This window comes from Tepidicaulis sp., from assembly GCF_965222285.1.
Lineage (GTDB): Bacteria > Pseudomonadota > Alphaproteobacteria > Parvibaculales > Parvibaculaceae > Tepidicaulis.
Window position 1 is genome coordinate 766940 of sequence record NZ_OZ244942.1, and the last position, 21787, is coordinate 788726.

Genomic DNA, 21787 nt, shown 5'->3' on the forward strand with positions numbered 1-21787 from the left:
GCGTCAGGCTGTATTCGGGGATGATACAGCGCTCTTGCAGAACTGGCCGGCAGAAGCAGCTGCCCCGCCGTTCAGGAGGACCGGATGATCCTGAAGCTTTATAACGCCCAGCTTTCTCCCTATGCCGCGCGCTGCCGCATGCAGATTTACGCGAAGAATCTCGATGTGGAATTGCTGGAAATGCCGGGCACCATCTCGCCCGAAGAATTTGCCAAGCTGACGCCGATCCACAAGGTGCCGACGCTCGATGCGGGTGGAAAGATCATCCCGGAAAGCCAGATCATATGCGAATATCTGGAAGGCAAGTTTCCCGAACCCCCGCTTATGCCGGCCGGTCTCGACGAGCGGGTGGAAGTGAGCCTCCTCTGCCGCCTTGCCGATCTTTATGTCATGACGCCGATGGGACATCTCTTCGGTCAGATCAACCCGCAGGCGCGTGATGAATGCGTGTGCGATCAATTTTGCGGCGATCTGGAAGCCGGCCTTAGCTGGCTGAATGCTTATCTCGACGGCAGCGCCTATGCGGTGGGCGACACGCTGACGCTTGCCGATTGTGCGCTCGTGCCTGTGCTGTTTTTCGCTGAGCGCATCAGTCCGATGTTCGGTTATGAAGATATTCTGGCGCGCGGGCCGAACATCAAAGCCTATTACCAGGCGATGCAGAAAGACCCGATTGCCGCCCGTGTCATCGATGAGCTCGACAAAGCGCTCAATCAGATGCAGGGACGCTGATCCCCAACTCGTCCAGAAGATCAAGCTGACCCGTCGGTGCCAAAGGCAGGGTCACGCGCACTTTCGTGCCTTCGCCTTCCTCGCTTTCGATGGAAAGTTTCCCGCCATGCAGGTCGGTCAGCGCTTTAACGAGCGCAAGGCCGAGGCCTGAGCCTTCATGACTGATATGGGATTCAGAAGCCACTTGCTCGAAGGGGCGTGTCAGGCGCGGTAATTGTTCCTGCGGAATGCCGATACCGCTATCGGCGACTTCAATGGCGATGAACGAGCCTTCGCGCACGATCTCGACGCCGACACTCCCGCCCTCCGGCGTGAATTTCACCGCGTTGGAGAGAAGATTGAGCAGGATCTGCTTCACCGCGCGCTCATCGCAGACAAGCGGTGTTTTCTCGACGGAAGGATGAATGGCAAGCGACACATTCTGCCGTTTTTCTTCCGCCCGCGCGCCGATGATGCGCACCGAGGCTTCGGCAAGCTCGCTGATCGAGGTGGGCTGCATGTGAAGCTGCATCTTACCCGCTTCGATTTTCGACATATCGAGAATGTCGCTGATCAGTTCCAAAAGCAGCGAGCCGCTATCGTGAATGAGATCGATATATTCGCGGTATTTCTCGTTCTCGATGGGGCCGAAAAGCTGCTGACGGATAATATCCGAAAAGCCGATAATAGCGTTGAGCGGTGTGCGCAGCTCATGGCTCATATTGGCAAGGAACTGGGATTTGGTGCGGCTCGCCGCTTCCGCCCGCTCGCGGGCGCGCAGAAGTTCGCTTTCATAACGCTTGCGTTCGCTCACATCGCGGGAAATGGCAAGCACTTCTTCCAGCCGCCCGCTCCGCCTGTTGCGCAAGGGCTGTAGCGTCGTTTCCAGCCAAACATAATGCCCCGCCTTATGGGGCAGGCGGAAGGTCACGGTGACGCTCTTGTCGGACTTCGTCATTTCCTCGAGCCCGGCAAAGAAAGAAGCCTGATCGTCGGGATGCACATTGGCGAGAATGTCGTGCTGGATGGCTTCTTCCGGCGTATAGCCGAGTGTGCGCTCGACGGAGGGAGAGATGAAATTGAGCGCACCGGACGGGGCGTGCCGGGCGATCATGTCGATGGCGTGCTGGGCGATGAGCTGATTCTGCTGTTCGTTCCGCAGCAGCGCTTCTTCCTTGCCTACCATGTCCGTGGCATCGGTGATGACGCCGGCGGCGGCTATGACCTCGCCGGAAAGGTCGCTTTCATAATAGGTATGGATGTCGAAATAGCGGTAGGTGCCGTCCGCGCAAAGCATGCGCTGGCGCACGAACCAGGCACGCTTGGCGTCTGCTGCTTCCTGATATTGCGCGAGCGAGCTTTCCCGGTCTTCCGGATGAATGAGATGGATGTTCCAGCGCCCATCCTCGAAATAGGGCGGCTTTTCATAACCGAACATGCGCGCCAGGGTCGGCGTCCAGAAGGGGGCGGGATTGCCTTTCTCCCAGCGCCATAGTGCGATTTGCGCTTCCGACTCGATATGTTCGATGTGATCGCGCAGCCGCACGAGCTCGTTGATATCGCGCGAAACGATCAAAAGGCCCTCGATATTGGGCTCGTGCATCAGGTTGCGTGCGCGCCCTTCCAGCCAGTGCCACTGGCCATTGGCATGGCGCAGGCGGAACCGTTCAATGAAAGTACTGTGCGGCGTGGCGAGGCATTCTGCGATCCGGGCGCTGATCTTTTCCTTGTCGTCCTTGTGAACGATGTCGGTAACGCGCAGGCCGACCCCTGCTGTTTGCGGATAGCCCAGAATTTCCGCGATGCCGGGGCTGTGATAGCGGATGACGCCGTCCTCATCGAGAATGGTGCACACGTCCCCGCTATTCGCCACGAGTGTCTCGTGGAAACCGGTCCGCGCCCGGCGCTCCTTTCCGCCCGGCGGTATGGGAAAATTCCTCCGCGACACGCGATTGCCCCTTTCCGCGCGATGCCCGAATAATTCCGGGTCTCATAGAAGCTTACGGAAAGAGCGGTAAAGGAACCTTGAAAACTTCGTGAGCAGTCTTAACCGCTCTTTAATGCTTATCTTTTGCGCTTGCGCGCCTTTTAACGTTTGGCCAAATCCCAGGCCGTGCGGGCAAGATAACCGGCCACTTCGCCATATTGGGTGGCTTTGTCCGAGCTCGCATTGCCATCGAGGCCGCGCTTGTAAACCCCCTGGACGATGGAGGCGAGGCGGAAAATCGAGAAGGAAAGGTAGAAGTTCCAGTTCTCGATACCGTCCCGGCCGGTGCGCCGGCAATAATCGGCGACATAGTCTTTCTCCGCCGGAATGCCGCTTGTGGCGAAATCCACATTCATCAGCGTTCCTTGAGAGAAGGTCTCCATGTGATAGAGCATGCAATTATAGGCCAGATCCGCCAGGGGGTGGCCGATGGTTGCCAATTCCCAGTCGAGAACGGCAATCATTTTGGGCTCGCTCTTGTGGAACATGGTGTTTTCCAGCCGGTAATCGCCATGGGCGATACTGACACTGTCATCGGCGGGAATGTTTTCGGGCAGCCACTCGATGAGATGTTCCATCTCCTCGATATTATCGGTCTGGGCGGCGCGGTACTGTTTCGTCCAGCGCCCGATCTGCCGTTCGAAATAATTGCCGGGCTTGCCGAAATCCTCAAGGCCCGCTGCCTTCAGATCGACGCTATGAAGGCGCGCCAGCACATCGTTCATCTGGTCGTAAATGGCGGCCCGTTCCGCCGGGCTCATGCCGGGCAGGGTGGGGTCGCGCAGCACGCGCCCGTCGAGATGTTCCATGATGTAGAAGTCGGTGCCGATCACCTCTGCATCCTGGCAGAGCGCATACATTTTCGGCACCGGCACATCGGTGGCGGCGAGCGCTTTCATGACTTTATATTCCCGGTCCACCTGGTGTGCGCTGGCGAGCAGCTTGCCCGGCGGTTTTTTCCGCAGCACATATTTTACGCCGCCGCCGGGGCCGGTGGTCTCCAAAAGGAAGGTCGGGTTGGATTGACCGCCCTGGAACTGGCGCACGCTCAGCTCGCCGCCAAAACCTTCCACATTCTCCCGGCAGAAGGCTTCCAGTTTCTTCTCATCGAAGCGATGCGCCTCGCGCACTTCGACAATCTCACCGGCGGCTGCCGTCTGGCTCTGCTCCGTCATATCCCATCTCCAAGGCTGCAATATTGTTAGGGGACAATTAGCACGCGCGAAGACGGGGCGAAAGCCGTTCGCCGGAACCGGCTTTGCGCTTTTGGGAGAATCAAGGGCGCCCTTGCGGCAGAAGGAGCCGGCCCGGTGCCGGTGAAGGGCTCGACAGCGCCTTTTTCTCATGCTCGACTAGGCACATGGAGAATATCGATCAGGAAACCATAAGCGAGTTCGCCGGGACGGCGGAGACTTGGCTCGAACGTCTTCTGGTTTGGGGACGGGAGGAATTTCTCAGTCTCGATATGGCCGCCGCGCTTGGCGCCATCGCCCTGGCCGCAGCTATCTTCTGGGCGGCCCGCAAATGGGCGCTGCCGCCGCTGGAAGCCGCCGTCGGCAAGATCAGGGCAGGGTACTGGGTGCATCTGCGTTTGCAGCGTCTGGCCGAACTTGTGCCGGCGCTTGCCGCCTTGCTGGTGCTCGGCACAGTAAATGCCGGGCTTCAGCAGACCGGTTTCTCGCCGGATATTTCCCGCATCGCGGCCAAGCTCCTGACCGCTTGGATCATCATCAAGATCGTTGTCCTGATTCTGAAAGACTCTGCCTGGACCCCGGTGCTTGCCGGGTTCGTCTGGGGCGTGACGGCGCTTGCCATCGTCGGCTGGCTCGACCCCTTGATGGGGGTGATGGATCAGGTGGGTTTTTCCATCGGTGAATTCCGCTTGTCGCTGCTCGGCATCGTGCAGGCCGCGCTGCTCTTCGCGGTGCTGATGTGGGTGGCCGCGCTTATTGCCAGAGTATTGGAAAACCGGCTGGGGCGGCTCGCCGGTATCACGCCCTCGGCGCGCGTGCTTGTCGGCAAGATTATTCATATTCTCTTTCTCGTCTTTGCCGGGATGGTGGCGCTGACGAGTGTCGGCATCGATTTCACAGCTATTGCCGTCTTTTCCGGGGCGGTGGGCGTTGGCATCGGCTTCGGTTTGCAAAAAGTCGTCTCCAATCTCATTAGCGGGATCATTCTTCTGCTCGACCGCTCTATCAAGCCGGGCGATGTGATCGAGATCGGTGACGCCTATGGCTGGATCGAAAAGCTGGGCGCGCGCTATGTCGCCATCATCACCCGGGACGGCAAGGAATTTCTCATTCCCAATGAAGACCTGATCACGCAGCAGGTGATCAACTGGTCTTACACGGACAAGGTGGTGCGCTTTAAAATCGGAGTGGGTATTTCCTACCGCTCCGATGTACGCAAAGCCATGGACCTGATGCTGGAGGCGGCGAACGGGATCGACCGTATTCTGAAGGACCCGCCGCCTGCCGTGCGCCTTGTGGGGTTCGGCGACAGCTCCGTCGATCTGGAGCTGCGCATCTGGCTGAAAGACCCGGAAAGCGGCACGGTCAATGCGATGAGTGATGCGCGGCTGCGCATCTGGGATCTCTTCCACGAAAACGGGATCGAATTCCCGTTCCCGCAGCGCGATCTGCATATCGTTTCGGCAGAGGGGCTCGAAACGATCATGCAGCGCGCCAGGCAAGGCGGTGCCGAAACGCCTTAAGTGTTGAAATTCCAGCTCAGGCGGATATTGATCCGCCCGTCGCGCGAGCCGGTTTCGATATCGGCATCTCCCAGCGGATAGGCATATTCGATCCCAAGCCGGTAATGCTTCGTGTCGGATATATCGAAACCGATAACGGCCGATGTCAGATCGTGCTCGATCGAAATGTCGTTGAAGCGGGTATGGGCCGTATCGGCGAGCACATAAGGCTCGAACGTTTGCAGCCAGGCAATGCCGAGCGGCTGTATATAGCGCAGCTCGACATCGCCGGCATAACCGTAATCCCCTTCCGCCTGACCGTCCGGATAGGCGCGGCCGAAACGGGCGCCGCCGTAATTGCCCCGTTCCGGGCTCGGCAGCCTGTCATTCGACCAGAAGCCGGCTGCCCGCGCCGTCACGCGCCAGCGCTCGGCAATTTGCTCGGCCCAGCGGCTGTTCGCGGCAAGGCGCGTGAACTCCGTGTCCTCTGCCTGCTGGCTGGTGACGCCACCCAGGGAGACCGTGTTGCGGTTTTCGCCGAGATCGACGCCCTGGCGGATTTCCCCGCTAAGCTCCACCAGCCGCTCCCGGCTGATGAGGCGCAGCGCGCTGTTGAGTTCCGCGGCGGTATACCGCAACTCCTGCTGCGCGCGCACCGATGGCTGGCCGGGAAGCGAGAACGTGTAATTCGATTCTTCATCGTAATAGTCGATACCGCCCGCGACATTCCACGTCTTTTCCCGCCGGAGGATCAGAGGATAGGCAAGGCCGATATGATATTTGTTGCGAACCTTATCTTCATTGACATTGATCGCTTGTCCCAGCACGAAGACCTGATCGTCGTCCTCGCCTTCGAAACGGTTGGCGTTGAGCGTGATGCGCAATCCGTCCGTTCCGATCTCCTGCTGATACTCGGCGGCATAATATTCTTCATCCTCGATCGGCGCGAGCGCGGCAAGAGAGAGCTGCTCACCGAAAGGCGTGTGCCCTTGCGTGCTGACATTGGCGAGCAGCAGGAAATCGTCTTCATCCCCGCCATCGAGCGAGCCGCCGAAACCGAAGCGCTTGATCTCTTTTTCCTCCACGCGCAAGGTCGTTGCGCCATTGGCGGTGCGCGGCACCGGCGCGCGCATGGTCAGCTTGGCGCCGGGGATACGTTCCATAAGCTGGGTATAGCGCTCGAAGGTCGCGCGGGTGAGCGGCACTTCTCCGATCAGCCGGTCCGCAAGGTCGGCAACGCGCTCCGCCACCGCTTCGTTCTCGATCTCGATTTCCGTGCGCACGATATGGCCTTCGACAATGACGATCGTGACGACACCGTCCGCAAAATTATTTTCAGGCAGATAAGCGTAGGAAAGCGGATAGCCGGCCTCCTGATAGCGCTGCGTGATCTTGCGCGCGGCAAGGGCGAGATCTGCGAGCCGGGCTTCCTTGCCCACCAGGTGCTTGAGGTCCTGGGCAAGCAATTCGAGGTCGAACACGCTGCCACCCAGAAACTTGATATGAGAAACGGGGATCACCGTCTCCGCATCGAGCCCTTCTTGGGCATCCGGCAGATTGACTTCGGCTCCCTCGCGGTCGAGCGGAATGTCAAGTGCATCGCGCAATTGCGGCGATGTTGTCGGCTGTTTGTCGTCGATGACGGCGGGCAGGTCGTCGGCAAGAACGGGCGTGTTCAACCCACCGAGCAGCAATCCTGCAATGACGGTGCGCGCGCTTGCATTGACTGCGCTGCGCAGTTTCATGGGCCTATTTGGCATACCGGTCCCCCCTCCCAAGGTCGCCGCGTCCAGACCATTGTGCCGGTTATGGCTGGATTTACAACAATACAGATTTTATGAAAGGGGCGCCGGCTCTGCATGCAAAGCCGGCGCCTTCAGGATGTGTCATGTGGAGAGCATCACGCGCTTAAAGCCCGCCGGTAAGACCGCCCAGCAGGCCGCCAAGCAACCCGCCAACGGCGCCGCCGTCTTCACCGTCTCCTGTGCCGGTGTCGCCGCCAAGGCCGCCATCGAGACCGCCGCCCAGCAGGCCGCCGCTCTCACCGCCGCTGCCGCCGGTCAGTGTGCCGGTGAGCCCGCCGGTAAGACCGCCAAGCAGTTGCGTGCCGCCATCAAGGCCTGTACCGCCGTCTGAATCGCCGCCGGATAGGCCACCAGTCAGGCCGCTCGTCAGATTGCCGGCCAGATCACCCGAAAGTCCATCGGAGAGCCCGCCGGAGAGTAGGCCGCCGCCGCTCTCGCCGCTGCTCAGCAAGCCGCCGGTTGCCGAGACGAGCCCGCCGCTGCTTTCGAGCGTGGTCCCCAGACCTGAAAGCGCTGCATGTTGATTGCCGAGTTGGCCGCTCAATTCACCGCCAAGGGCAACCACCGCGCCGCCGCTTTTGTCGAGAAGGCCGCCAAGCGCGGGGCCGATGACCAAAGCGGCGCCGACCGACTGCGTGGTATCTTCTGTTTTGATGACAAGCGGGCGAACGACGCCGGTCAGCTCGGTTGTCAGGCCGGTAAGCTGTGCATCTTCGGCGGTGAACTCAAGCGCGAGACCATTGCTGGTTTGCGTAATTTTCCCGCCAAGATCGCCGACCGTGCCGCCGAGTTTGGTAAGCGCGCCGGTTGTCTCATCGACCTGCATGAAGACGGGCAGAGTGTTGAGCGCGGTAACCGTGTTGCCTGCCTCCGTGACCGCTTCACCGGTTTCAGCGGCGGTACCCGCCGCGCCGGCAAGCGTGGTGCCGAGCGCATTGTCGTTTTCGCTCAGATTTCCAAGGCCGTCATTGAGGCCCGTGCTCAGTGCATTGATGCCTTCGCCAAGCTCGATAATGATACCGCCTGTACCGCTCGTCACTGCACCGATAAGCGGCACTTCCTGCTGGCTGATGCCTTCGCCGATCACTGTGACCGTATCGCCGATGCTGCCCGTCGTGTCGCCTGCGGACTGGATAAGGTTTTCGGTGGCAAGCGTCGCCGCTTCGCCGCCGCCGGATCCGCCGCCTGAGCCGCTTCCTGGCAGCCCGCCGGACCCGCCATCGCCGGAACCATTATTATTGTTGGAGCTGCTGCTATCCGTGCCCGATCCGCCAAGGGCATGGGTCGAATCGGTGCTGCCCGCGCAGCCTGCAAGAAGAAGAGGCAGGCCGCATAAAGCGGCAAGAAAGGGGGAAGATCGGAAAACTTGCTTTCGTTCAATCATGGCCGACTCCTGCATCACTAATGATCAGAACAATCAGCATCCGGAGCAGAACGCCCGCTTTCCGGTGCTGACCCCTAACCGCCTCTACAGAAGCAGCCGAACCCGGAAAAATGGTGCCGTGATAAATCGCGAAGATCAATCTCTTTAATAAATCACCGGTTTCATTTTTTGCAATTGGCAAAACCGGTATGTTTAACGCGCGGTTTTGGAATAACGCTTTTCACTGATTTACAATCGGGCACAACGAATAGGGGCCGGCAGGCGGTGCGGGCGGCGTATCGTTGCCGCCCGCGCTATTTCTTACTATTGATCGCTGCCGCTAAGGCCGCCGGTCAGCCCGCTGATGAGGCGGGTCACTGGATCGGCTTCTTCGCCGTCTTCGCTGCCGCCGCTGAGGCCGCCCGTCAGTCCGCCGACAAGGCCGGTAACGGGATCGGCGCCTTCACCGCCGACAAGGCCGGTAAGCTGATCGGTGGGAAGACCGCCTTCCGTCAAACCGCCCAAGAGATCGTCCGTCGGCAAACCGCTATCCGTGAGCTGACCGAGCACGGCATCCGTTGGAAGGCCCGCGCCTTCCCCGCCGCTCAGCGCGGCCAGCAGCGTGTCGGTCGGCAAACCGCCGCCCGCCAGGCCGCCGCCTGACCCTTCGCCGGAGGAGATGAAGCCGCCTGTGTCACGGACCAGCGCGCCGACACCTCCGACGGACTTACCAACGCCCGCGAATGCGATGTTCTGAGCGGTGAGTTCATCGCCAGCCATGATGATGGCACCGCCGGCCTCGCCCAATGCTTCGCTTCCCATGGGGCCGATGACAAGTGCATCACCGACCTTCCTTGTGGTGCCCTCCACGTTAGCCACAACGGGCCGGATCGCTGCGGTCAGCTGAACGCCTGCGCTGCCGAGGGGGCTGTTCGGATCTTCGAACTGAAGGGCCAATCCTTCCGCTTCTTCGGAAAACGTGAGGCCAACAGCGCTCACGTTCTCGCCGATCATGGTGAGGGCGCCGGAATTTTCTTCAACTTGCATAAAGACCGGCAAGGTATCGAGTGCACTAATCAACTCACCGGTTGCCGTAACGGCGCCTCCGGTTTCCGCAACCGCGCGGGTTCCGCGATAGGCGGTAGTCCCAACCGCGTTGTCATTGGTGCCGAGTTCTCCAAGCCCCTGGTCAAGCGCGAAGGTAGCCTGATAAAGGCTCGTCCCGCCGGACCTCGCTACATCCAACACAGGGTCTCTCAACTCATCTTCGATGGGCAAGTCTTCCTGGCTGACGGCGAAGCTAGCCAACAAAAGGGTCTGACCAACACCTTCAGTAACAGTAGCTGCATCTTGGAAGATATTTTCCGTCGCTTGCGTTTCGGCCGCAGGCGATGCACCGCCGCCGCCGCTACCACCGCTATCTCCGACGCTGGCGCCAGGGCCGTCGGAGCTGCTGCCGCAAGCGGCAAGCGTAAATGAAATTGCAAGGGCCAATGGCGCTGCGCGCCACAAAGAATGCCCAAAGAGGGTAAAGGTCGTGCGCATGGTAATCTCCTCCGCTTCGTACCGTGAGTGTTGCCGCGCCTAATGGCACGGCGGTCCCGTACGCCTCACGTTCGGCTTCCATCTCTGGAAGCTTTTCCATGCCCCAGCTGCACCATGCAGCTCCCCTCATGGAAGATTCTTTAGCAGGAAAAATTTGTTGGCTACAAGATTGTAGGCGGCGAAAAAATTCCCTGTGCGGAAGGTCTGGAACTTTCGCGGATTTGCGGCGTTTGTTGCGTCTTGCGAATTTTCAGATCGCAAACTAAATGTCTGATTTTTATTACAGATTCAGAATCTGTTAATCTTTATAAAGACAAAAAATTGCCCCCGAAACAGACGCTCCGGGGGCAAATTTTTTGCGATCTGCGATTTTCAATTCTACTTTGCGCCGGCCCGCTGTGCGTAATGCCAGCCGAGTTCGGCAAGCGGGCGCACCTGCGCCGCATTCTGCGCAGCGTTTTCATTCGAGGCCGTGCCGTCGCGCACGCGCCCGACAATGCCCTGTAGGATGCCGGCAAGGCGGAAGAAGTTATACGCGAAGTAATAATCGATATTCTCGATGCTCTTACGGCCTGTGCGTTCGCAATACATCTGCGTATATTCCTCGCGCGTCGGAATGCCGAGCGCGGGCAAGTCGGCATTGGAAAGGCTCTGTGTGCCGGGGCTATTACCGCCGCCCGGCATTACCCATTGCATCAGGTGGTAGGTGAAGTCACCCAGTGGATGGCCGAGCGTCGAAAGCTCCCAGTCCAGAACGGCGATCACTTTCGGCTCGGTCGGATGCAGGATCATGTTGTCGAGCCGGTAATCGCCATGGACGATACTTGTCGCATCGTCATTGGGGATGTTCTCCGGCAGCCATTCCATCAGCTTGTTCATCTCCGTCACCGTTTCGGTTTCCGAGGCAACATACTGTTTGGACCAGCGGGAAATCTGCCGGGCGAAATAATTGCCGGGCTTGCCGAAATCGCCAAGGCCGATCGCTTCGTAGTCGATCATGTGCAGCTTGGCGAGTGTGTCGATCTTGGCTTCGTAAATGGCGCGGCGTTCGGCAGGCTCATAGCCCGGCAGGAGCGGTTCCCATAGGATGCGCCCTTCCACCATGTCCATAATATAGAACATCGTGCCGATGACGCTTTCATCTTCACAAAGGCAATAGGTGCGCGCGACGGGAAAGCCTGCGCCGTAAAGCGCGCTGATAACTTTGTATTCCCGGTCCACGGCATGGGCGGAGGGGAGCAGTTTGCCCGGCGGCTTGCGGCGCAGCACATATTTCTTTTTCGGTGTGACGAGCTGATAGGTCGGGTTTGATTGCCCGCCCTTGAATTGGCGCACCTCGAGCGGTCCTTCATAGCCCTCCACATGGGCTTCCATGTAATCGGCCAGGCGCTTTTCGTCGAACTTGTGTTTATCCAGCACTTCCTTCGTGCCGGAAAACATTTCCTGGCGGCTTGCTTCCCCTTGCTCGCTCATGTCTCTCTCCCTGATGTAAGCGTTGCGTATTCTTATTTATTGGATGCTTTTTCCCGTTCGACGGCGCGCCAGCCGATGTCGCGCCGGCAAAAACCGCCCGGCCAATCGATCTTGCGGGTGGCTTCATACGCCTTGTCCCGCGCCTGCAAGACGCTTTGCCCGCGCGCGGTGACATTAAGCACGCGCCCGCCGCTCGCCAGGATCGTTCCGTCCTTCAGCTGCGTCCCCGCATGGAAAATCTCGACATCGCCGTCGCTGCCCGCCTCGCTGAGCCCGCGTATTTCCGTCCCTTTGGCATAATCGCCCGGATAGCCCTTAGCCGCCATCACCACGGTTAGCGCCGCCTCATCATGCCAGTCGAGCGAAACGCCGCCGAGCGTGCCATCATGCGTGGCGATAAGTGCGGGTAGAATGTCGGATTTGAGACGCAGCATCAGCACTTGGCATTCCGGGTCGCCGAAGCGGGTATTATATTCCACAAGCTTCGGCCCCTGATCGGTCAGCATCAGGCCGGCGAAAAGAACGCCTTTGAAGGGGGTGCCGCGCTTTGCCATCGCATCGAGGGTCGGCTGCACGATCTCGCGCATTACCCGCTCGCACATCTCAGGCGTCATGATGGCGGCAGGCGAATAAGCGCCCATGCCGCCCGTATTGGGGCCGGTGTCGCCATCGCCGACGCGCTTGTGGTCCTGAGCGGTGGCCAGCGGTAGCGCCACGGTCCCGTCCGCGAGGACAAAAAAGCTCGCCTCCTCGCCGGTCATGAATTCCTCGATCACGACCTGCGCGCCCGCGTCGCCGAACTTGCCGCCGAAAATTTCTTCCAGCGCCTGTTCCGCCTCTTCCATGGTCTCGGGAATGATGACGCCTTTGCCCGCGGCCAGGCCGTCCGCCTTAATGACGATGGGAAGGCCTTGGTCTTTAAGATAAGCACGCGCCGGTTCCAGCGCCTCGAAGCGCGCATAGGCGGCGGTGGGAATGCCGAATTCCGCGCAAAGATCCTTCGTATAGCCTTTCGAGGCTTCAAGCTGGGCTGCCGCCTTGCTGGGGCCGAAGCTCTTGATCCCGGCCTCGTTCAGAACATCCACCAGCCCGCCGGCAAGCGGATCTTCCGGGCCCACCACCACGAAGTCGATCGCCTCTGCCCGGCAGAAATCCACGATGGCGGTAAAATCCATCGGCTTGAGGTCCACGCATTCGCCGACCCCGGCCATGCCGCCATTGCCCGGCGCGCAATAAAGTTTGGTCAGGAGGGGGCTTTTGGCAATCGCCCAGCTAAGCGCGTGCTCCCGCCCGCCGGAACCGATAACGAGGACCTTCATCTAAGGGACCTTTTCTTCTTGAAAGAAGGCGCGGAGCCTCTTCTTTTTGGCTTCTGTGGGCTTCCTTGTAACATGGGGTGCGATTCCGGCAAACAAACCTGCCTGGATCATGTAAGTATCTGACAATATTAGGATTTTCCGTGTCTCAAGCCTCCGGCCCGCCGCCCGCCAGCAACCTGCTCGAATTGACGATCTCCGAGCTTTCGGCCGCCATCAAGCGGACGGTGGAGGACACGTTTGGCCATGTGCGCGTGCGCGGCGAGGTGGGCCGGGTCAGCCGGCCGGGCTCTGGTCATGTTTATCTGGACCTGAAAGACGACCGGGCGGTGCTTTCCGCCGTCATCTGGAAGGGCGTGGTGCCGGGGCTCAAGATCAAGCCGGAGCAGGGACTGGAAGTGATCGTCACAGGGCGGCTCACCACCTTCCCCGGCCAGTCGCGCTATCAGATCGTGATCGAGCAGATGGAGCCTGCCGGTGTCGGCGCGCTCATGGCGCTGCTGGAAGAGCGCAAGAAAAAGCTCGGCGCCGAAGGGCTCTTTGCGCCGGAACGTAAAAAGCCGCTGCCCTTTTTGCCGGATGTGATCGGCGTGGTGACGAGCCCGTCGGGCGCGGTGATCCGGGACATTCTCCACCGGCTGAACGACCGCTTTCCCCGCCATGTGCTGATCTGGCCGGTGCGCGTACAGGGCGAGCAATCGGCTGGCGAGGTGGCGGCGGCCATCGAAGGCTTCAACAAGTTGGAGCCGGGCGGACCTGTGCCACGGCCCGATCTTTTGATCGTGGCGCGCGGCGGCGGCTCGATCGAAGACCTTTGGTCGTTTAACGAGGAAAACGTGGTGCGCGCGGCAGCGGCGAGCCGTATCCCTCTGATTTCCGCTGTCGGCCATGAGACGGATACGACGCTGATCGATTATGCCGCCGACCGGCGCGCCCCGACCCCGACGGCGGCAGCGGAAATGGCTGTGCCGGTGCGCGCGGAGCTTCAGGCGCAGGTGATGGAACGGGCGCAGCGGCTGTTTCGCGCGCAGACGCGCATTCTCGAGCAGGGCCGGGCGCAGGTGGAAGGGCTTGCCCGCGGGCTGCCCCGCCTGCAGGACCTTTTTGCATTGCCCGAACAGCGCCTCGATCATGCAAGCGAGCGCCTGACCCGCAGCCTGATGAATGCGGTGGCCGCAAAAGAGGCGCTGTTTCACAAGACCGAAGGACGGCTCACGGGCAAGCTCATCGAGATGCGGCTTCTGGAAGGCACGCGCCGCACGGCAGACATGAGCCAGCGGCTGCAAAATGCCGAGACGCGGCGGCTGGAAGACCTGCGCCGCAAGCTGGATCAGACGGGGCGGCTGCTTGAGTCCTTTAGCTACAAGAATGTGCTCGGCCGCGGCTTTGCGCTGGTGCGCGACGGGGAGGGTAAGCCCGTACGCGGCTCCGCCGGATTGGCGGGCGGCGCGCCGCTCGAGCTTGAATTTGCAGGTGATGACCGTCTCGGCGTGGTCGTGGCGGGGGAGGGGGCAGCGCCGAAACCGGAAAAGGCAGCTGCCCGGAAGAAATCCCCGCCCAAAAAGCCCGATGCCAAAAAGCCGGAACAGGGCTCATTGCTTTGATGGTGCCTCTCATGGGATAGAGGTTTGAGTTACACTAAAGAGTGCGTATGACCGGCGCGCCGGACAGGAGAAAAGACATGGACACGCAAGGCGAAGCGGAACTGGTTTACGGCGACGGTGAATTCCGGATCGTGCGGCGCGGTGCATTCGTTACCTGTAAGGTGACGGGCCGGAAAATTCCCTTGGCCGAACTGAAGTACTGGAGCGTGGCGCTGCAGGAACCTTATGCCGATGCGGAAGCCTCGCTGAAGCGGCACCTGGAAGTGGCGGGCGCTGATAAATGACCCGCGCCCCGCTCTTGCCCAAAGGTCTGCTTGCCGCGCTATGCGCGCTCGCCGGCATGGGCCCGGCAGCCATGGCGGGGGAGCTGATTTTACGCGGTGAGCGGGTGCAGGGCGGGCTCATCGTCGGGGAGGCGCCGGCAGGCACCGTGCTGCGCCTCGACGGGAAAACGCTGCCGGTAACGCCGGAGGGCAAATTCGTTTTCGGTTTCGACCGGGACCGCAAAGAGCCTGCATTGCTGGAAGCCACGTTTGCCGACGGGACCGCCGCGCGCGAGGAAATTGCCGTTGCCGCGCGCGACTACGATATCCAGCATGTAAACGGCGTGGCGCGCAAATATGTGAGCCCGCCGCCTGAAACGCTCGCCCGTATCCGCGCCGATGCCGTGAAGAAGCGCAAGGCGCGGGTCGAAGACAGCCCGCTCGATTATTTTGCCGGGGATTTCATCTGGCCGGTGACCGGGCCCATTAGCGGGGTCTATGGCAGCCAGCGCTTTTATAACGGCGAGCCGCGCCGTCCCCATTACGGGCTCGACATTGCGGCGGGCGAGGGGGCGCTGGTGCGCGCGCCGCAGGCCGGTACCGTGCGCCTTGCCGAACCCGATATGTATTTTGAAGGCGGGCTCATCTTCATCGACCATGGCCATTCGCTCATCTCCGTGCTCATGCATTTAAGCAGCGTCGATGTGAAGGCGGGCATGGAAGTGAAACAGGGAGATGTCGTCGGCAAGGTCGGCGCGACGGGACGCGTGACGGGCCCGCATCTTGATTGGCGCATGTATTGGCGCGATGCCCATGTGGACCCGCAGCTGCTTTTGGGGCCGCAGCCAGAAGAATAAACGCCTTAAGGTTTGGCGTGTTTCGGCCAGCGGTTGTGCAGCCAGAACCATTGCTCGGGGTGGGCGCGGATTTCCCCTTCCAGAAAATCGTTCATGGCCTGCGTGATGCGGGCGATCTCCTCGAACGTGTCGGCATTTTCATCGGCCAGGATCGGCGGGTTGACCTTCATGGCAAAGCCCGTGCTCTCCCCCAGCCGGCGGAAAGAGATGGGATAGATCGGCACGCCGTAGCGCACGGCAAGCCCGGCCGGCGCGGCGGTGGTCATGGCCTTGTGCCCGAAAAAAGTCGTCTCCAAGCCTTCGTTCATTTTCTGATCGACGAGCATATAGAGCGATTTTTTTTCCTTCAGCACTTTCAGGATTTCCCGCGCGCCTTTCGAGCCTTTGGGAATTTGCAGCGGCGTAACGGCGCGGGCTCTTAAACCGACCATCCATTCATCGACATAAGGGTTGTTGGCATGGCGGTAGATCTCCGCCCCTTCCAGCCCGTAAAGCCTGCCGATCAGCGGCGCGATTTCCCAATTGCCGAAATGGCCGGAAATGAAGATCGCGCCTTTATCGCGCTCTTCCATGACGGAAAGATTTTCCGTGCCCGAAAGGCCGAGCTTGTCGCGGTGGGCGGGCAGTTGAAACTCATGCAGATGCGCATATTCGCCGATCGTGCGCCCGAGATTGCGCCACATCTTTTTGATGATCGCCTCGCGTTCGGCAGGTGCAAGCTCGGGCATGGCGCGGGCCATATTGGCGCGGGCGCGGTTCGTCACGCCAAGCCTCGGGCCGAGCGTACCGGCGATGAAAGCACCGAAAGCCGAGGCGCGTTCCAGCGGCAAGGCGCCGAAAAGCCCGAGCGCTGCTTTCAGCGCCACGGCTTCGAACTTATGTCTGAGTGCCTTGCCTGCCACCCGGCTCTTGCTCCTTCTTGCGCAGTGGTTGTGAGCTTATAGCAAGTTCGAAGGGGGAAGGCGATTGCCCTGGCTCAGGTCGAACCCTCCGGCGCGGCGAAAGGCACGTAAGTGTGATCGGCGCGCGCGCGTCTAAGAGCTTCTTCCAGCAATGCGTCGATGCCGCCTTCACCTTCCACGTCCAACCGGACGGGCAGTGTCACAAGGCGGGGGAGGGAAAGGCCGCGGCAGCGCATGGCATCTTTCTCCGTCGTCACCAGCACGGCCTCGCGGCGGGCCGCTTCCTTGGCAAGCCCGTCCAGGTCTTTCTGGCTGTAAGGGGCGTGATCGGGAAAACCGTGCCGGCTTTGAATGTCGGCGCCGATTTCCTCCAGGGTGCGGAAGAATTTTTCCGGCCGCCCGATCCCGGCAAAGGCGACGGTTTTTTGGCCCCGAAGCGCGGCGGCTTCTGCCTCGCCGGGCGTGAGCCTTGCGCTGAAGACGGCGAGCCCTGTGCGCTCCGCCAGTTCGGCCGGGCCTCTGCCTGGCTCGCCCGCGCCGATGACGATGACGGCTTCGGCGCGTGACAGTGCGGCCTCATAAGTTTCGCGTAAGGGCCCAGCGGGCATCACCTTGCCATTGCCAAGGCCCGCGTCCCCATCGATGACGAGAAAGGAAAGGTCTTTCTGAAGGGAAGGGTTCTGAAAGCCGTCATCCATGATGAGGACGCTTGCGCCTTGTTCTTCGGCGGCGCGCGCGCCTTTCACCCTGTCAGCGGAGATCCAGCAGGGCGCTTCGCCTGCAAGAAGAAGCGGTTCGTCGCCCACCTCCGCCGCGCTGTGGCGGGCGGGATCGACGCGGAGTGGGCCTTCAAGCGTGCCGCCATAGCCCCGGCTGAGAAAATGCGGGTGCTCGCCCATGGCTTTCAGCCGTTCGGCGAGAAAAAGCGCGGTCGGTGTTTTTCCCGCCCCGCCCGCCGTGACATTGCCGACGCAAATAACCGGAATGCCGATCCGCTCGCCTGCACTGAAACGCTGTTTGAAAAAAGCGGCGCGTCCATAAAGCCAGCCGAGCGGGGAAAGAAGTCGGGCGGCAAGAGGTGTAGCGCCCTTCGGCGGATACCAGAAGGAGGGGCTACGCATGTGGCCGCTCCCGCGCCGACCCCTCCGGCATCAGGGCAAGCAATTGGTGCGCGACCCGCATACTCGCCCCGCCCAGAAGTGAGGCGGCATTATGCGCCTGCTCGGCCCGCGCGCCGACTTCATCCGGCGCGTTCAAAAGATTTTTGAGCGTCTCTGTCAGCGCCGCGCGGTCTTTGACTTCGAGCGCGCCGCCTTGTGCCAGCAAATGCCCGGCAGGAACGGTAAAGTTGAACATATGCGGCCCGAAAAGCAGCGCCGCGCCAAGGCGCGCCGGCTCCAGCGGGTTGTGTCCACCATGGGGGATCAAAGAGCCGCCCATGAAGACGAGCGGGCAGAGCCGGTAAAACAGCCCAAGCTCGCCCATCGTATCGGCAAGATAAATATCCGTTTCCTCGCGCGGCAGGCGCTCAAGGCTGCGCTGGGCAACAGTGAGACCGAGCGCTTCAAGCTGAGCGCGGATCTCATGCGCGCGGGCGGGATGACGCGGCGCGATGACGGTCAGAAGTCCCGGGAAAGCAGCTTTCAGCGCGAGATGCGTTTGTCCGGCTTGGACCTCTTCATCCTCATGGGTGCTGGAGGCGAGCCAAAGCGGACGCGCGCGGGTTGCCTCCTGCAGTTTTTCCAGCTTCTTTTCATCGAAGGGCAGGGGCTGCGCATCGAATTTCAGATTGCCGGGCTGGGTGACGTTTGCCGCGCCAAGAGCGGTGAAACGTTCTTCGCTTTTTTCGTCCTGCGCCATGATGGCGGCAAAAGCGCCAAGCAGCGTTCCGGCGCTTTGCGGCGCGCGCTGCCAACCTTCGAGCGACTTTTGCGACAGCCGCCCGTTGACGAGCGCGAGCGGAATGTCCCGCCGCGCCGCCTCACGGATGAGGTTGGGCCAGAGCTCCGATTCCACGAACGCGGCAAGATCCGGCTTCCAGTGATCCAGAAAGCGGCGCGCATAGGCCGGTGCATCGAGCGGCACGAATTGATGGATGGCGCGCTCGGACAACCGCTCGGCCAGAAGCTGCGCGGAGGTGAGCGTGCCGGAGGTCACGAGGATCGTCAGGTCCGCGCGGCTTGCCAGAAGAATGTCGATCAGCGGCAGGATGGAAAGAGATTCGCCGACGCTTGCCCCATGCAGCCAAAGCAGCGTGCCCTCGGGACGTTTTGCCGATGCGCGCCCGCGCCGCTCGCCGATGCGCGCGCTGTCTTCCTTGCCGCGTGCTGCCCGGCGGGCCAAGAGGAGCGGGGCAGCGGGACGCAGGGCGGTTGCAGCGGCGCTGTAGAGCCTGAGCGGAAAAGGTGTCGTCATAGGCGGCTATCCGGCGCTGCGCGGGGAAGAGGGGCTGCCGTGAGGCTGGTCTTCGCTCCGGCGGCCGACCAGTCTGTCCGCTTCTTCAGTGACGGCATTCAGCGCTTCTTCCACTTTCTTTCTGGCCTCTTCCAAAGCCTCGCCGCTGGCATCGCCCGGCACATAGATGGGCTCGCCCCACACAAAAGCGCCTTTGGAAAAAGGCAGGTTGATTTGATAGCGGTCCCAATTGTTGAGCACGATGCGCGCCTTGGTGGTAACGGCAATGGGCACGATGGGCCGGCCGGAAAGCCGCGCCAGCGCCACGATCCCTTCGCCGGCCCTCCGTGCAGGACCCGGTGGCAGGTCCGCCGTCATGCCGATGGAGACGTCGTTTTGCAGCGCCCGCACCATGCCGCGCAAGGCGACCGCACCGCCTTTATTCTTATCCTTGGCTTTTTTCTTTGCGCCTTTCGGCACGCCCGCACCGCGAATGGTGGAAAGGCCGAGCCGGTGCATCAGCCGGGCGATGATCTCTCCGTCGCTTGAGCGGGAAACGAGGATCGCAAGCTCGCGCCAATTGTGCCAGAAGGGCGGGGTGAGCATGTTCTGCCCGTGCCAGGTGACGCAGATGAAGCTTTCGTTGTTTTTCCAGAAACGTTCGGGCACGTCCGGGCGGCGGATGATGAAGCGGCTCGAATAGCGCACAAGCCGGATATAAAAGGCGGCGATGAAAGCTGCCGTGCTTTGAAAGGCGCTGCTTTTTACAAGACGCTTCAAGGGAGACATGCTCATTCTCCGGCGGCAGCTTGTTCTGTGTCTTTCCGCGGCGCGTCCGCAGGCATCTCCGTCTCCCCGCCGCCATCCTGCGCGAATTGCGTCTGATAAAGCTCCGCATAAAGCCCGCCCTTGGCAAGCAGCTCGCTATGGGTGCCTTGTTCGAGCACGCGCCCGCCATCGATCACGTAAATCCGGTCTGCATGCATGATGGTGGAAAGCCGGTGCGCGATGACGAGCGTCGTGCGCCCCTTCATCAGCGTGCTCAAGGCTTCCTGCACTTGCTGTTCGGAAGCGGTGTCGAGCGAAGAGGTCGCTTCATCGAGCAGTAGAATGGGCGCGTTTTTCAGCATCGCGCGGGCAATGGCAATGCGCTGGCGCTGGCCGCCAGAAAGTTTCAAGCCGCCTTCGCCGACCACCGTGTCATAACCGTCTTTAAGGGCCAGAATAAAGTCATGGGCGGCGGCGGCGCGGGCGGCGGCTTCGACCGCTTCTTGCGAAGTATCCGGCACGCCGTAAGCGATATTGGCGCGGATCGTATCGTCGAAAAGGAAGGGTTCCTGCGTAACGAGCGCGCTTGCTTCGCGCAGGCTTGAGAGCGTCACATCGCGCACATGCTGCCCGTCGATGAGAACGCGCCCGTGTGAGGCATCGTAAAAGCGCGGCACGAGATTGAGGATCGTGCTTTTGCCCGCGCCCGAGGGGCCGACAAGCGCGACGGTCTTGCCATGGGGCACGTCGATATCGACCGCGTGAAGCGCTTCCGTTCCGTCCCGGTAATGGAAGGAGACGTTCTCGAAGCGGATTTCACCGGAACTGACTTTCAGCGGCACCGCACCCGGCATATCCGCAATTTCGGCTTTTTCATCGAGCACTGGGAAGATGCGCGAAGCGGCGGCCGCGCCTTCCTGCATCACCGTGCCCTGGTTCGCGACGGCCTTGAGCGGCTGATAGGCAAGCAGAAGCGCCGAGCCGAAGCCCATGAACTCGCCGGACGTCATGGCGCCCGTGCCGCCCTGATAACCGGCATAGTAAATCACGGCGGCAAAACCGAGGCCGGAAAAGGCTTCCGTCAGCGGGCTTGCGGCGGCGCGCGCGCGCACCGCTTTCATGCGGTGCTCGAGCACTTTCAGGATCGTTGCCTGCGCCCGGTCCGTCTCATGGCTTTCCTGGCCGTATGCCTTCACCACGCGGATGCCTTTCAAGGCTTCCGAGATCAGCGAGGAAAGCGTCGCCGTTTCATTGAGGTTCTTCGTCGTTGCCTTGCGCGTGCGTTTGCCGATGCGGCGCAGGAAGACGACGATGAGCGGGCCGACGCAGGTTGCCAGAATGGTGAGCAGCCAGTCGAGATAGATCATGTAGGCGAGAAGGCCGACAAGCATGATCAGGTGGCGCGTCATGTTGACGATGGTTTGCGACATGGCGGACTCAAGCCGGGTCACATCGTTCAGAAAGATCGAGATGAAACGGCCCGAATGGGTTTGCTGCACCCAGCCGAGATCGGACCAGACGAGCTTTTGAAAAAGATTGCGCTGCAGGGCGGCAATCATGTTCTGGCTCATCGTCGCCATGAAGATGTTGGAGATGTAGGTCGCAAAGGCGCGCACCACCATGATGAGGGCGGCGGCCCCTGCAATATAAGGCAGCACATCCATCGAGGAACCGAAAGTCATGTCTTCCGTCAGCCCGTCTCCTGCGAAAGGCACGTCGATTTTGAGATCGGTGGAAGGATCGGCAACGAAAAGAAGATCGATGGTCTGCTGCAGAAGAAAAGGCAGGGCGGGGCCGACGGCGCCGACCACGATATTGGCGGCAACGGCGGTCAGAATGTGCCAGCGGTAGGGATAAAGATACTGGGCCGCGACCCGGCGGGCGGCGGCAAGAGCCGAAAGCTCCTTTGCCTCGTTCCCGCCTGTCTTCTTGCCGGCAGCCTGGCCCGCGTTCTCAACCACATTATTACCCAAGTTCGTACCTGCGTCTTTGCCCGTTTGCATCCTCTGCCAGGGCCGAAAAAGGCCCTTTCAAGGTGCGCGCGACCATATCACGGGGCTTTGGGGCCGTCACCCGGCACGGGACTTAAGATCAGGCGCCACAA

The 21787-nt window shown here is 61.0% G+C and carries 17 protein-coding genes; 5 read left to right on the plus strand and 12 right to left on the minus strand.

All coding sequences use genetic code 11. The features are described from left to right. Positions 1-84: 84 nt before the first annotated feature. Positions 85-732 carry a glutathione S-transferase family protein gene (locus tag ACOQOT_RS03605; RefSeq protein WP_420561011.1) on the plus strand — a complete coding sequence of 216 codons (648 nt, stop codon included), beginning with the start codon at positions 85-87 and terminating at the stop codon, positions 730-732. Here ACOQOT_RS03605 and ACOQOT_RS03610 read toward each other — a convergent pair. Together ACOQOT_RS03610 and ACOQOT_RS03615 are read right to left on the minus strand one after the other, a co-directional pair. After that, positions 710-2584: a PAS domain-containing protein gene (locus tag ACOQOT_RS03610; RefSeq protein WP_420561012.1), complete on the minus strand. Its 1875-nt coding sequence runs from the start codon at positions 2582-2584 to the stop codon at positions 710-712. The genes ACOQOT_RS03605 and ACOQOT_RS03610 overlap by 23 nt on opposite strands. 215 nt (positions 2585-2799) lie before the next feature. Beyond that, positions 2800-3873 (minus strand): phosphotransferase, encoded by a 1074-nt coding sequence (locus ACOQOT_RS03615; protein WP_420561013.1) that lies wholly within the window; start codon positions 3871-3873, stop codon positions 2800-2802. Positions 3874-4058: 185 nt separating this feature from the next. Between ACOQOT_RS03615 and ACOQOT_RS03620 the strand changes: the two genes are divergently transcribed. Further along, positions 4059-5414: a mechanosensitive ion channel family protein gene (locus tag ACOQOT_RS03620; protein ID WP_420561014.1), complete on the plus strand. Its 1356-nt coding sequence runs from the start codon at positions 4059-4061 to the stop codon at positions 5412-5414. Here ACOQOT_RS03620 and ACOQOT_RS03625 read toward each other — a convergent pair. From ACOQOT_RS03625 to purD, 5 genes are all read right to left on the minus strand, one after another. Next, positions 5411-7138, minus strand: coding sequence for a ShlB/FhaC/HecB family hemolysin secretion/activation protein (locus ACOQOT_RS03625; protein WP_420561015.1), 1728 nt, complete (start codon positions 7136-7138; stop codon positions 5411-5413). The genes ACOQOT_RS03620 and ACOQOT_RS03625 overlap by 4 nt on opposite strands. A gap of 163 nt (positions 7139-7301) precedes the next feature. Then, entirely contained in the window at positions 7302-8582 is a 1281-nt protein-coding gene (locus ACOQOT_RS03630; protein ID WP_420561016.1) for a collagen-like triple helix repeat-containing protein, read from the minus strand. A 303-nt stretch (positions 8583-8885) separates the two neighbouring features. After that, a complete protein-coding gene (locus ACOQOT_RS03635) occupies positions 8886-10106 on the minus strand; it encodes a collagen-like triple helix repeat-containing protein (RefSeq protein ID WP_420561017.1) in 1221 nt (406 codons plus the stop codon). Between the two features lie 378 nt (positions 10107-10484). Next, a complete protein-coding gene (locus ACOQOT_RS03640) occupies positions 10485-11579 on the minus strand; it encodes a phosphotransferase family protein (protein ID WP_420561018.1) in 1095 nt (364 codons plus the stop codon). Between the two features lie 32 nt (positions 11580-11611). Further along, positions 11612-12898 (minus strand): phosphoribosylamine--glycine ligase, encoded by a 1287-nt coding sequence (gene purD / locus ACOQOT_RS03645; RefSeq protein WP_420561019.1) that lies wholly within the window; start codon positions 12896-12898, stop codon positions 11612-11614. Positions 12899-13038: 140 nt separating this feature from the next. On the opposite strand from purD, the gene xseA reads away from it, so the two are divergent. The 3 genes from xseA to ACOQOT_RS03660 all read left to right on the plus strand — a co-directional run bounded on the left by xseA (position 13039) and on the right by ACOQOT_RS03660 (position 15619). Then, the gene (xseA, locus tag ACOQOT_RS03650) at positions 13039-14499 is read left to right on the plus strand and encodes an exodeoxyribonuclease VII large subunit (RefSeq protein ID WP_420561020.1); all 1461 of its coding nucleotides are present in this window, start codon (positions 13039-13041) and stop codon (positions 14497-14499) included. A 77-nt stretch (positions 14500-14576) separates the two neighbouring features. Next, positions 14577-14783 (plus strand): DUF2093 domain-containing protein, encoded by a 207-nt coding sequence (locus ACOQOT_RS03655; RefSeq protein ID WP_420561021.1) that lies wholly within the window; start codon positions 14577-14579, stop codon positions 14781-14783. Beyond that, on the plus strand, positions 14780-15619 hold the full coding sequence (locus tag ACOQOT_RS03660) for a M23 family metallopeptidase (RefSeq protein ID WP_420561022.1): 840 nt from the start codon (positions 14780-14782) through the stop codon (positions 15617-15619). Before ACOQOT_RS03655 ends, ACOQOT_RS03660 begins: the two co-directional genes overlap by 4 nt. 5 nt (positions 15620-15624) lie before the next feature. Here ACOQOT_RS03660 and ACOQOT_RS03665 read toward each other — a convergent pair whose 3' ends face one another. From ACOQOT_RS03665 to ACOQOT_RS03685, 5 genes are all read right to left on the minus strand, one after another. Further along, positions 15625-16521 (minus strand): lysophospholipid acyltransferase family protein, encoded by an 897-nt coding sequence (locus tag ACOQOT_RS03665; RefSeq protein WP_420561023.1) that lies wholly within the window; start codon positions 16519-16521, stop codon positions 15625-15627. A 74-nt stretch (positions 16522-16595) separates the two neighbouring features. Beyond that, positions 16596-17642 carry a tetraacyldisaccharide 4'-kinase gene (gene lpxK / locus ACOQOT_RS03670; RefSeq protein WP_420561024.1) on the minus strand — a complete coding sequence of 349 codons (1047 nt, stop codon included), beginning with the start codon at positions 17640-17642 and terminating at the stop codon, positions 16596-16598. Continuing rightward, positions 17635-18936 carry a 3-deoxy-D-manno-octulosonic acid transferase gene (locus ACOQOT_RS03675; RefSeq protein WP_420561025.1) on the minus strand — a complete coding sequence of 434 codons (1302 nt, stop codon included), beginning with the start codon at positions 18934-18936 and terminating at the stop codon, positions 17635-17637. Before ACOQOT_RS03675 ends, lpxK begins: the two co-directional genes overlap by 8 nt. Positions 18937-18942: 6 nt before the next feature. Further along, the gene (locus tag ACOQOT_RS03680) at positions 18943-19704 is read right to left on the minus strand and encodes a lysophospholipid acyltransferase family protein (RefSeq protein WP_420561026.1); all 762 of its coding nucleotides are present in this window, start codon (positions 19702-19704) and stop codon (positions 18943-18945) included. 2 nt (positions 19705-19706) lie between these two features. Continuing rightward, entirely contained in the window at positions 19707-21644 is a 1938-nt protein-coding gene (locus ACOQOT_RS03685) for an ABC transporter ATP-binding protein (protein ID WP_420561027.1), read from the minus strand. Between the last annotated feature and the right edge of the window lie 143 nt (positions 21645-21787).